This is a genomic window from Rhizobium sp. IBUN, assembly GCF_000510625.1.
Taxonomy (GTDB): Bacteria; Pseudomonadota; Alphaproteobacteria; order Rhizobiales; family Rhizobiaceae; genus Rhizobium; species Rhizobium altiplani.
In genome coordinates this window covers 80296-91991 of sequence record NZ_AZNV01000007.1, presented here as the reverse complement: position 1 = coordinate 91991, position 11696 = coordinate 80296, and the positions used below count along the sequence as shown (strand labels likewise).

The 11696-nt window shown below is 59.7% G+C and carries 10 protein-coding genes; 4 read left to right on the top strand and 6 right to left on the bottom strand.

The window, feature by feature from the left end; translation table 11 throughout:
• Positions 1 to 64 precede the first annotated feature (64 nt).
• The 6 genes from RHIBUN_RS0109175 to RHIBUN_RS0109150 form a co-directional block, all read right to left on the bottom strand.
• Entirely contained in the window at positions 65 to 778 is a 714-nt protein-coding gene (locus RHIBUN_RS0109175) for a ParA family protein (protein ID WP_018858289.1), read from the bottom strand.
• Positions 779 to 1008: 230 nt separating this feature from the next.
• A complete protein-coding gene (locus tag RHIBUN_RS0109170) occupies positions 1009 to 2160 on the bottom strand; it encodes an iron-containing alcohol dehydrogenase (RefSeq protein ID WP_025659347.1) in 1152 nt (383 codons plus the stop codon).
• Positions 2157 to 3542 (bottom strand): aldehyde dehydrogenase family protein, encoded by a 1386-nt coding sequence (locus RHIBUN_RS0109165; RefSeq protein WP_025659346.1) that lies wholly within the window; start codon positions 3540 to 3542, stop codon positions 2157 to 2159. Before RHIBUN_RS0109165 ends, RHIBUN_RS0109170 begins: the two co-directional genes overlap by 4 nt.
• 104 nt (positions 3543 to 3646) lie before the next feature.
• On the bottom strand, positions 3647 to 5014 hold the full coding sequence (locus RHIBUN_RS0109160) for a glutamine synthetase family protein (protein WP_025659345.1): 1368 nt from the start codon (positions 5012 to 5014) through the stop codon (positions 3647 to 3649).
• Between the two features lie 148 nt (positions 5015 to 5162).
• A complete protein-coding gene (locus tag RHIBUN_RS0109155) occupies positions 5163 to 6710 on the bottom strand; it encodes an amino acid permease (RefSeq protein ID WP_025659344.1) in 1548 nt (515 codons plus the stop codon).
• Positions 6711 to 6835: 125 nt separating this feature from the next.
• Positions 6836 to 7609, bottom strand: coding sequence for an N-formylglutamate amidohydrolase (locus tag RHIBUN_RS0109150; protein WP_025659343.1), 774 nt, complete (start codon positions 7607 to 7609; stop codon positions 6836 to 6838).
• A gap of 175 nt (positions 7610 to 7784) precedes the next feature.
• On the opposite strand from RHIBUN_RS0109150, the gene RHIBUN_RS0109145 reads away from it, so the two are divergent.
• The 4 genes from RHIBUN_RS0109145 to RHIBUN_RS0109130 all read left to right on the top strand — a co-directional run bounded on the left by RHIBUN_RS0109145 (position 7785) and on the right by RHIBUN_RS0109130 (position 11696).
• Positions 7785 to 8657 carry a MurR/RpiR family transcriptional regulator gene (locus RHIBUN_RS0109145; protein ID WP_025659342.1) on the top strand — a complete coding sequence of 291 codons (873 nt, stop codon included), beginning with the start codon at positions 7785 to 7787 and terminating at the stop codon, positions 8655 to 8657.
• A gap of 181 nt (positions 8658 to 8838) precedes the next feature.
• Positions 8839 to 9942, top strand: coding sequence for an ABC transporter substrate-binding protein (locus tag RHIBUN_RS0109140; protein WP_025659341.1), 1104 nt, complete (start codon positions 8839 to 8841; stop codon positions 9940 to 9942).
• 75 nt (positions 9943 to 10017) lie between these two features.
• Positions 10018 to 10911 carry an ABC transporter permease subunit gene (locus RHIBUN_RS0109135; RefSeq protein ID WP_025659340.1) on the top strand — a complete coding sequence of 298 codons (894 nt, stop codon included), beginning with the start codon at positions 10018 to 10020 and terminating at the stop codon, positions 10909 to 10911.
• Positions 10908 to 11696 carry an ABC transporter permease gene (locus RHIBUN_RS0109130; protein WP_018116406.1) on the top strand — a complete coding sequence of 263 codons (789 nt, stop codon included), beginning with the start codon at positions 10908 to 10910 and terminating at the stop codon, positions 11694 to 11696. The genes RHIBUN_RS0109135 and RHIBUN_RS0109130 overlap by 4 nt, the downstream gene beginning before the upstream one ends.

Below are 11696 nucleotides of genomic sequence, written 5' to 3'. Positions count from 1 at the left end.
GCCGTTCCACCAACAAAAAATGCGCCGCAAAGGGCGCATTTTTTGTTTAGCAGACAGTTTTCCGCTAGGCGGCTGAGCGGATCAACGGGCCAGTGCTGCGCGCCGGCTCCGGGAGCTTTGCCGGGACCTTGCCCATGATCTCTTCAGCGAAACAGCGAGCATTCTCACGCGCTTTGTCGAGGTTGCTCACCCGGGCAGGATCGAGGGAATGCAGCGTGCCACCACAGTCAAAGATGTCCCGGAAGGCAGACCGCTCGATGATTGCGGTATCCAGCACCGGCACTTGGCGCTCGCTCAGCAGCGACTTGACGATGGAGAGTGCGCGTGTCGTCACCATCGAGTTGACACGCGTCAACACGACCGAGTGCCCAATGCGGATGCCGGCCTTCTCGTCAAGATATTGCAGCAGTTCGAGAACCTGCGCGCCGCCGCGAGCGTCCATGGCGCATCCCTGGATCGGGACCAGCACGTGATCGGAGAGGCCGATTGCCGTGGCAAGCAGCGGATTACGCGCACCGGGCAGATCGACGATGAAGTAGTCCGTATTGTGCTTGTTTTCCGATATGTGCAGCGGCAACGACGCCGACGTCACGAAATCAATGACCGAGATGTTGGCCACATGCCCGGATACTTCATGCCATCTCGTGATCCAGTGCTGCGGATCTGCGTCAAGGATTGTCACCCGATAGCCCTTCTGGGCAAGCTCCGTGGCGAGAAGAAGCACGGCTGTGGTCTTGCCGGCGCCGCCCTTGGTGTTTGCGAAAGTGATGACTGGCATGGACGGTCCTCGAAGGGAAAAGTGAGCCTCTCTATGGCCCTGTCGCGCACTTTCCGAAACATCGTGCGGTTAACGCATCCTTTACAATGATGGTTAACAACTCCTAAACACGGCGCCTGAAATTGCGGCTGACATTTCTTGCATCTCCTCGAAATCACGACGCCACGAATAATAAAAGCCCGGAAAGCCTAGGCTTTCCGGGCCAGTTCGGTCCGCCGTCTTGTCTAAGTTCAGAAGCAGTCCTTGAAGAGCGCCTTCGTGTTTTCGAGCGTCATCTTGACCGGATTGCCGCCGGCGCTCGGATCTTCGATCGCCATCGCGGAAAGTTCATCGATTCGATCGGGCTTGATCCCCATCGCAGACAGGCTGTCGGGAACGCCAAGCTCGGCGCGAAGCTGCAGCACGTAGTTGTAGAATCCGTCGAAACCGCCGGAGATACCGAGATAGGCCGCCGCACGCGCGATCTTGTCTTCGATCGCCGAACGGTTAAAGCGAAGCACGGCCGGCATGACGACGGCATTCGTCATGCCGTGGTGGGTGTTGTAGACCGCGCCGATCGGGTGCGACAGCGCATGAATGGCGCCGAGGCCCTTCTGGAAAGCAACAGCGCCCATGGCGGCCGCCGACATCATGTTCGCGCGGGCTTCGAGGTCGGTGCCTTCCTTGTAGGCGCGTGGCAGGAATTCCTTGACGAGGCGCATGCCCTCCAGCGCGATGCCGGCAGACATCGGGTGGTAGAAGGGCGAGGAATAGGCTTCCAGGCAATGCGCGAAGGCATCCATGCCGGTGCCGGCCGTGATGATCTTCGGCATGCCGACCGTCAGTTCCGGATCTGCGATGACGACGCCCGGCAGGAACTTCGGGTGGAAGATGATCTTCTTCACATGGGTTTCGGAATTGGTGATGACGCTGGCGCGACCAACTTCCGAGCCCGTGCCCGCCGTCGTCGGCACGGCAACGATCGGCGCGATGCCTTCGACGCCGGCGCGTGTCCACCAGTCACCGATGTCCTCGAAGTCCCAGACGGGGCGCGTCTGGCCGGCCATGAAGGCCACGCACTTGCCGAGATCAAGGCCGGAACCGCCGCCGAAGGCAACCACGCCGTCGTGGCCGCCATCCTTGAACGCCTTGACGCCGGCGTCGAGGTTCTTGTCGTTCGGGTTCGGATCGACATCGGCAAAGATTGCGCGACCGAGACCGGCGTCCTCCAGAATGTCGAGCGCCGTCTTGGTGATCGCCATGGACGCGAGGCCGCGATCGGTAATCAGCAGCGGCTTCTTCATGCCAAGGCTCTTGCAGGCGTCCGCCAGTTCCTTGATGCGCCCCCGACCTAACTTGAAGGCGGTCGGATAGCTCCAGTTGGCTGTGATGTTGCTGCTCATGCTGTGACTTTCTTCAGATGGTAGGATTTCGGACGTGTCAGATTGTGGAAGCCGATGATCGACAACGAGCCGCCACGGCCGGTTTCCTTGACACCGGTCCAGCAGAGCGCCGGATCGAGATAGTCTGCGCGGTTCATGAACACGGTGCCGGTTTCGATCTCGCGACCAAGCCGCCCTGCCCGCTCCGGATCCTTCGTCCAGAGCGAAGCCGTCAGGCCGTACTGGCTATCGTTCATCAGGGCCACTGCCTCGTCGTCGCTCTTCACCTTCATGATGCCGACAGCCGGACCGAAGGTTTCTTCGCGCATGAAGGCCATGGAGTGGTCGACGTTGACCAGGATCTGCGGAGCGAGATAAGCGCCGCCATCGTCCTGCGGGAACAGCTTGGGATCGACCAACGCCTTGGCACCCTTGGAGACGGCATCGGCGATCTGCTCGCGCACGACCTTGGCGAAACGCTTGTTCGCCATCGGCCCAAGCGACGTTTCCGGATCCAGCGGATTGCCGAGCTTGTAGTTCGATACCCAGGCGACCGACTTCTCGACGAAGCTGTCATAGAGCGACTCGTGCACATAGATGCGCTCGATTCCGCAGCAGCACTGGCCGGAATTGTAGGTCGCGCCGTCCATCAGCGTATCGACCGCCGCATCGAGATCGGCGTCTTCCATGACGTAGCCTGGATCCTTGCCGCCGAGCTCCAGGCCAAGCCCGGTAAACGTACCCGCCGCAGCGCGCTCCATCGAGCGACCGCCTTCGACCGAACCGGTGAAGTTGACGAAATTGAAGCTACCAGCAGCAATCAGGGCCGACGTCGTCTCGTGATCGAGGAACACGTTCTGGAAGACATCCTCGGGAACGCCGGCCTCGACGAAGGCCTGCACCAGCCGCTCGCCGACCAGGAGCGTCTGCGAGGCATGTTTCAGAACAACCGCATTGCCCGCCATGAGCGCCGGGGCGATCGTGTTGATCGCCGTCATGTAGGGGTAGTTCCAGGGCGCCACGACGAAGACGACGCCATGCGCCTCGCGCTCGATCCGGCGCTCGAACTTGTCACTCTCTTCGACGACAAGCGGCGCCAACGCATCGGCAGCGATCGAGGCGACATAGTTGGAGCGCTCGTTGAAGCCCTTGTATTCGCCGCCATAACGGATCGGGCGGCCCATCTGCCAGGCAAGCTCGGGCACGACGACGTCGGACATTTCATTGAGCCGTGCGACGCCCTTCAGCACCAGCTGAACACGGTCTTCCAGCGGGCGCTTTGCCCAGGCCTTCTGCGCCTTGCGCGCACGCGCAACGGCCTCTTTCGCCGCCTCCAGCGAAAGCGCCGGGCGCTCGGCGTAAACCGATCCGTCGACCGGTGAAATGCATTGGATCATTCCCATGATCTTCATCCTATGTTTTCGCGTACCGAAACCTGCGGACGTCCCAAACAATCTCCCGAGATATGGAAATCGTGTGACAGGACGCCGTCCGGCTTGGCTACGCTTTATGCTCTTTCGAAACCGCGCGCCACTTCCCAATCGGTGACGCGACGATCGTACTCTTCCTGCTCCCACTCGGCTGCGCGAGTATAGTGGTCGATGACATCATCGCCGAAGGCATTGCGCAGCATCTTCGATTTCGTCATGGCAACGGTTGCCGTGCGCAACGTGCGCGGGATCTCGCGGACGCGGCGAGCGCCATAGGCGTCGCCGACAAATGGAGCCTCGAGCTCCATCTTGTTCTCGATGCCATCGATGCCCGCCGCAAGCAGTGCCGCGAAGGCGAGATAGGGATTGAGGTCAGACCCACCAACACGGCACTCGATGCGGATCGCCTTGGTGTCATCACCGCAGAGACGATAACCGGCCGTGCGGTTGTCCTTGCTCCAGATCGCTTTTGTCGGCGCGAACGTGCCGGCCATGAAGCGCTTGTAGGAGTTGATGTAAGGTGCCAGGAAATACGTGATCTCGCTCGCGTGCGAGAGCAGGCCGGCGATGTAGTTTTCCATTAGCGGCGACATGCCGTACTTGCCCTTCTCGTCATGGAAAAGAGGCGTCTTGCCGTCCACGCTCCAGAGCGACTGATGGATATGCGACGAGCTACCGGCGGCATTATAGTGCCACTTGGCGAGGAAAGTGATTGCCTTGCCCTTCGACCAGGCGATCTCCTTGCAGCCGTTCTTGATGATGGCATGGCGGTCCGCCATCGTCAGCGCATCGGCGTACCGGACATTGATTTCCTCCTGCCCGGCGGATGCTTCACCCTTCGAGTTCTCGACCGGAATGCCGGCCCCCTGAAGCCCCGTGCGGATTGCCCGCATGACCTCTTCTTCCTTGCTCGTCTGGAAGATGTGGTAGTCCTCGTTATAAGCGCTGGCGAGCTTCAGGTTGCGATAACCGGCCGCGTGCGCAGAGTCGTAGGTCTGGTCAAATAGGAAAAATTCGAGCTCCGAGGCCATAAAGGCCTTCATGCCCATGTCTTCCAGGCGCTTGACCTGCTTCTTCAGGATCGCGCGCGGCGAATGCGGCACCTCTTCGTGCGTATGGTGGTCGAGCAGATCGCACAGCACGAGCGCCGTGCCTTCAAGCCATGGAATGCGCCGCAGCGTCGAAAGGTCGGGCTTCATCGTGTAGTCGCCATAACCCTTTTCCCAACTCGTCGCCTTGTAACCGGAGACCGTTTCCATCTCCATGTCGGTGGCGACGAGATAGTTGCAGCTGTGCGTTTCCTTCCATGCGCTCTCGAGGAAGTATTCGGCCTGGAAACGCTTGCCCATCAAGCGGCCCTGCATGTCCACCTGGCATGCCAGAACCGTGTCGATGCGCCCGTCGGCAACATCCTGCTTGAGATCGTCGAGAGTATAGATGCTCATATTGAATCCGCCTGAACCTTGAACTGAAAAAATCGGGACAACGAAAGCGCATGCCGTGAAACGGGCGTGCCGCATCTGATGCATTTTCGTTGAGCCGTGAAACGGGGCCGCCATTGCGGCCCCGCGGTTTGAGAGGGAAGTCGAAGCCTCAGCGTTCGCCGACCGCCTTTTCGGCAGCCGCAATCTCCGCCTGACGGCGCGCAACTTCCTCACCGATCGGCGGGCCCTTGAAGCGGCGGTTTTCAAAGCCGAACCATATAATCGCAGTCAGCACGAGGAAGCCGACGGTGATGTAGAGAGCCCAATCATTCGGCGGCTGGATGCCGAGGACGAAGATCAACACCATCGCCAGGATCGAGAGGATCGCGAACAGCTTGAACATGCCTTCGCCGAGGTTCCACGGACCCATCTTGTCCCACTTCGACGTACCCCAGGCGAGGAGGCCGAGCGTGATCGGGATCGCGAAAGAGAAGAACAGGAAGATGACCGTGCACGACACGACGATCGTGTAAACCGGCGTTTCGCCGATCGAAACGAGCGACGAGCCCCAGACGAACAGGACCGCGAGGATCGAGCCAGTCCAGATGGCCGCGACCGGCGTGCGGAACTTCGGGCTGACCTTGGCGAGCGCCTTGGAGGCAGGCAGACCGCCGTCGCGCGAGAAGGCGAAGATCATGCGCGAAACCGAAGTGACAGTCGCAAGGCCGCACAGCCACTGGCTGACGAAGATGGCAAAGTAGAGCACATCCTTGACGATGATATTGACTTGGCTGTCCATCGCCCAGAAGAACACGTTCCAGCCCTGCTTGGCCGCCTCTTCCATGTTCGGCAGCATCAGCACGAAAGCGCAAAGCATGATGTAGCCGAAAAGCGCAGACCACAGAACGGAGGAGACCATGCCGCGCGGAACGGAATGAGCAGCCTTGACCGTCTCTTCCGACGTATGGGCCGAAGCGTCATAGCCGGTGATCGTGTAAATCGGCAGCAGAAGGCCGAGCAGGAATACCCAAGCGCCCGAAGTCTCCGGCCACACGTTGCCACCGGCTTCTCCGGAATAGTTGGCAAAGGTGAAAAGGCGGCTGAACTCGTAGGACGGAGCCGCCAACAGGCACACCACTGCGAGCGCGATCGCCGTCGCGAAAATGAGATAACCGGAAAAGTCCGTGAGCTTCGCCGTCAGGCCGATACCCATGTGGTTCACGAGCGCCTGTGCGCCGGTGATGACGACCAGGAAAACGATACGAACAGTCGTCGTGTCCGTCAGGCCGAAGTAGCTCGTCCCAAGGGAGCCCATGAAGAAATAGTAGGTGCCGACGTTGATCGCGCCGAGAACGGTGACGAGGCCGAGCAGGTTGAACCAGGCGGTCAGCCAGCCGGTGAAGCGGTTGCCGAGGATCGAACCCCAGTGGTAGAGGCCACCCGCGGTCGGATAGGCCGAGCTGATCTGCGCCATCGCGACGGCGAACACCAGCGAAACGAAGCAACCAACCGGCCAGCCGATGCCGATGGCCGCGCCGCCGGCGCCGGAAGTCGCTTGCGCCAGCGAGTTGATACCGCCGGAAAGAATGCAGATAATAGAGAACGAGACGGCAAAATTCGAGAACGCGCTCAGCCTCCGCTCCAACTCCTGGGCATAGCCCATGGAGTGCAGGATATGCGTGTCCTGCTTCTTGTCGTGATCCGTGTAGTCGGACATGACTTCCCCCTGTTAGCGATCAGCCGCGGGATTGCGAGTGATCATCCAGTGCCAAAGTGCCCGTGACGTTTTCGCCTACGGGCGGATCGCAGTTAGACTGCTCCCTGGGGTCTTTTTCTTCGTTGTCAGGCGTCCAGGCTTTGCCGGAGAAGCCCCGTCAGATAGCCGGCCATGACCCCTTGGCCGTCTTCGTCTGAGATGAGGTCGTTGCGGACCTCGATCATTACATTGCGGAGCCCGTTCGACAGCCCGTGCAGGATGAGCGTGTGGGTCACGCCATCAACGGGGCCGTAGGGCTCGTTACGTTCGATTTTATAGAGAGGCGAGCCGGTCGATGCGGCGTTCAACACGCTGTCGGCAAAGCGGCTGTCTTCGTCATGCAATATACCAATTTCCACGGCACGTGTCTTGCCGTGGTAAACAGGAGTGAAGCTGTGGACCGTCGCAATCACCGTCTCCTGCCCCCTCGCCCTGCGATCGCGAATCAGTGCGCGAATGGCGTCGTGAAAAGGAATATACAATGCTTCGGTGCGCGCGAGGCGTTCTTCCGCGCTGAGATCGGCATTGCCCGGAATTTCATAGACTTCACTCTTCTCGGGCATGGCGCCGGCTGACTCCGGCGGCCTGTTGCAATCGTAAATCAATCGCGAAAATCGCTGGTAGACGAGCGTGGCGTCGAGCGCCTCGGAAATCCCGCGGGCGACTGCCAATGCGCCAGGGTCCCATGCGATATGGCTTTCTAGAGCCTCACGGGAGAGACCGAGGGTACCGTATCGCTCGGGCATCAAACGCGACGCATGCTCGCAGATCACCAGCAGCGGGCTCTCGCCATTCGGCCGCTCAACGGAAACGCAGTCGCCATCCGCTTCACTTAGGACCTTGAACTGAGCAGGCACCACAGGCGCATCCCGATCATTAATAAAGAATGTATAAGAAAAGAATTCTTCAGGTTTTGGCGACTGTCAAGCGCGACTGAAAATTTCTTTTCATGACAGCAGTTGACATGGATTGTGACAGCGTTGTTAACTTTCAGTGGGAAAGTGGCACAAGACCAATCCCGGGGAGCAAGAACGCGTGAGCGCTGCGTCGAAGACAGTTTCGGACGTAATCCATTCGCATTTTGGCATGCTTACGCGGGCCGAAAAGCAATTGGCCGAGAGCCTGCTGGACAACTACCCAGTCTCAGGATTGGGGAGTATCACGACGATTGCGGAGAACGCCGGCGTATCGACGCCAACGGTCGTACGCATGGTGCAGAAGCTCGGCTTCAAGGGCTATCCCGACTTCCAGGCGCACCTCCACCAGGAGGTCGAAGCGACAATCTCGAACCCCATCGCCAAGCACGATCGATGGGCCTCCAACGCGCCGGGCACGCATATTCTCAATCGCTTTGCCGACGCGATCATTGGCAATCTGCGCCAGACGCTGAGCGCGCTCGACACGGCGACGTTCGACAGCGTCGCCTCGCTCCTCTCGGATCGCAAACGCGGCCTCTATTTCGTGGGCGGGCGCATCACCGGCGCGCTGGCCGAATACTTCTTTACACATATGCAAGTCATTCGTCCGAACACTGCTTTGCTCTCATCAAACTCGAGCAGCTGGCCGCAATACGTACTCAATATGAATCGCGGCGACCTCCTGGTCATCTTCGATATCCGTCGCTACGAGCAGGAAATGGTCAGCCTCGCGACCGCTGCCCGAAAGAGCGGCGCGGAGATCGTCGTCTTTACTGATCAGTGGGGATCGCCCGCCGCCAAGCTCGCGCGTCACACGTTCCGTGTGCAGATCGAGGCGCCATCGGCCTGGGATTCGTCCGTCGTCACTCTCTTCATCGTCGAAGCCCTGATCGAGGCCGTTCAAAGCTCGACCTGGGATGAGACGAAAGAACGCATGAAAACCCTGGAGGGCCTGTTCGAACAGACCAGGCTATTCCGCAAACTCAGTTAGGAGGGAAACTACGACAGTGAGATGACGTTCGGCGCTTGAGCGAATAATGTGTCGTAAATGAAACATCGCCGCCAACTGCCTGCTATACAAAGAAAAAAGAAGGTCATGAAACTGTCACGAAAGCTTCACGTAACGTAAGTAACAGCATCGTCGGACACTGAAAACCCGAAGGAGAACAACAGTGATCTCTAATATTTCGAAAATGCTTTCGCTTTCTACTGCAATTGTTGTTGCTTCGACTGCAATCGCAGCTGCCGAACCAAGCGCTGAACTTATCGCTGCCGCCAAGAAGGAAGGCACGCTGACGACCATCGCGCTTCCGCACGACTGGTGCGGCTACGGCGACGTCATCGCCGGCTTCAAGGCCAAGTACGGCCTCGAAGTCAACGAACTGAACCCCGACGCGGGCTCGGGCGACGAGATCGAAGCCATCAAGGCCAACAAGGGCAACACCGGACCGCAGGCTCCTGACGTTATCGACGTCGGTCTTTCCTTCGGCCCCTCCGCAAAGGCCGATGGCCTGATCCAGCCCTACAAGGTGTCGACCTGGGATTCCATTCCTGACAGCGCCAAGGATGCCGATGGCTTCTGGTACGGCGACTACTACGGCGTTCTCTCCTTCGTCGTGAACACCGACATCGTCAAGGACGTTCCGAAGGACTGGGCCGACCTGAAGAAGTCCGACTACGCCAACAGCATCGCGCTCGCTGGCGACCCGCGCGCTTCTAACCAGGCTGTCCAGGCCGTCTACGCAGCCGGCATCGCAGCTGGTGAAAAGGACGCGACCAAGGCTGGCGAAGCTGGTCTCGCGTATTTCGCCGAGCTCAACAAGGCTGGAAACCTCGTTCCTGTGATCGGCAAGTCCGCTTCGCTCGCTCAGGGCTCGACCCCCATCGTCGTTGCCTGGGACTACAATGGTCTCTCCTGGCGCGATACCCTCAAGGGCAACCCTCCGGCTGAAGTCGTCGTTCCGGCTTCGGGCGTTGTCGCTGGCGTCTACGTTCAGGCGATCTCGGCCTTCGCTCCACACCCGAACGCTGCAAAGCTCTGGATGGAATACCTCTACTCCGACGAAGGTCAGCTCGGCTGGCTGAAGGGCTATTGCCACCCGATCCGCTTCAACGATCTGGCGAAGAACAAGAAGGTCCCCCAGGAGCTCCTCGACAAGCTGCCGCCGGCCGCTGCTTACGAAAAGGCCGTATTCCCCACCCTCGACGAGCAGGCTGCCGGCAAGGCCGCCATCACGACGAAGTGGGACAGCGTCGTTGGCGCCAACGTCAAGTAATATCTGACGCAAGACCTCTCCGCCTCCGTGGGCGGAGAGGTCTCATTTTTCATTGCCCCGATAAGGCCGTCGTCTATGAGCACTGTTTCAACATCCGTGGCTACGGCCACGCCCATGATAAACCGCGACAGGATCGTAGACTGGCTCGGCATCGCGCCCTTCATGATCTTTGCCGCGATGTTCCTGATCATACCGACGCTTTATCTGGTCGCAGGCGCATTCCTGACCCCGGAAGGCGAACTCACCCTCAAGAACATTTCCGACCTGTTCACGCCGTCGATCCTTAGCGCCTACTGGGTCAGTATAAAGGTGTCGGTGGTTTCAGCCCTCGGTGGCGCGGTGATCGGCTCCCTTCTCGCCTGGGCTGTCGTGCTCGGCGGACTCCCGACCTGGGTTCGTTCGGGCCTCCTGACCTTTTCCGGTGTTGCCTCGAATTTCGCGGGCGTACCGCTCGCCTTCGCTTTTCTCGCCACGCTCGGACGCACCGGTCTCGTGACCGTCTTGATGCGTGACTGGCTGGGCTTCAATCTCTATTCCACCGGTTTCAACCTCTTGAGCTTCTTCGGGCTCACGCTCACCTACATGTACTTCCAGATCCCGCTGATGGTGCTGATCCTGACGCCGGCGCTCGACGGGATGAAGAAGGAGTGGAAGGAAGCCGCGCTCATTCTCGGCGCCACCAACGGCCAATACTGGCGCATGGTCGCTTTCCCGATCCTCTGGCCGAGCCTCATGGGCACGACGCTGCTTCTCTTTGCGAACGCCTTCGGCGCTATCGCCACCGCCTACGCCTTGACGGGTAGCTCGCTCAACATCGTGCCGATCCTGCTCTACGCGCAGATCCGCGGCGACGTGCTTCATAACGCCAACCTCGGCTATGCGCTGGCACTCGGCATGATCGTCATCACCGGCCTGTCCAACCTCCTTTACATCCTGCTGCGCATGCGCGCTGAACGGTGGCAAAAATGAAGACTTCACGCCTTGGAGCCTGGATATCGATCGGATTTGGCGCGATCTATTTCGTCCTGCCGCTCATCGCCACCGTCGAATTTTCGCTGCGCATGCGGCGCGGCGCCTACAGTTTTGACGCCTATGCCTCGGTTTTCTCCGAGGCGCAGTTCCGCGAGACCTTCGGTTATTCGATGCTGATGGCGCTTCTGACGATCGTCTTCGGCATGCTGCTCGTCGTGCCTACGGCGTATTGGGTGCGCCTGCGCCTGCCGCAGATCCGTCCGATTGTCGAGTTCATCACGCTGCTGCCGCTCGTCATCCCGGCAATTGTGATCGTCTTCGGTTATCTCAGAATGTACAACTCGTCCTCGATCCTGCCGCTGACTGGATCGACCACGGGCACGAACATCCTGCTCGTCCTTTCATACATAACGCTGTCCCTGCCCTACATGTACCGCGCCGTCGACACCGCAATGCGTGCCATCGATGTCCGCACCTTGACGGAAGCTGCGGAAAGCCTTGGCGCCGGCTGGGCGACGATCTTGTTCAAGTGCATTTTCCCGAACGTCATGAGCGGTGTACTCTCGGGCGCTTTCATCACGCTCGCGATCGTCATGGGCGAATTCACCATGGCGGCGCTCCTCAATCGCCCAGCCTTCGGGCCTTACCTGCAGCTGGTTGGCGCCAACCGCGCCTACGAGCCGTCGGCCCTGGCGGTCATCGCCTTCTCGATTACCTGGCTCAGCATGGGCCTGTTGCAACTTGTCTCCCGCTTCCACAAAGCCGCTCCGGCTAAGTCGTAA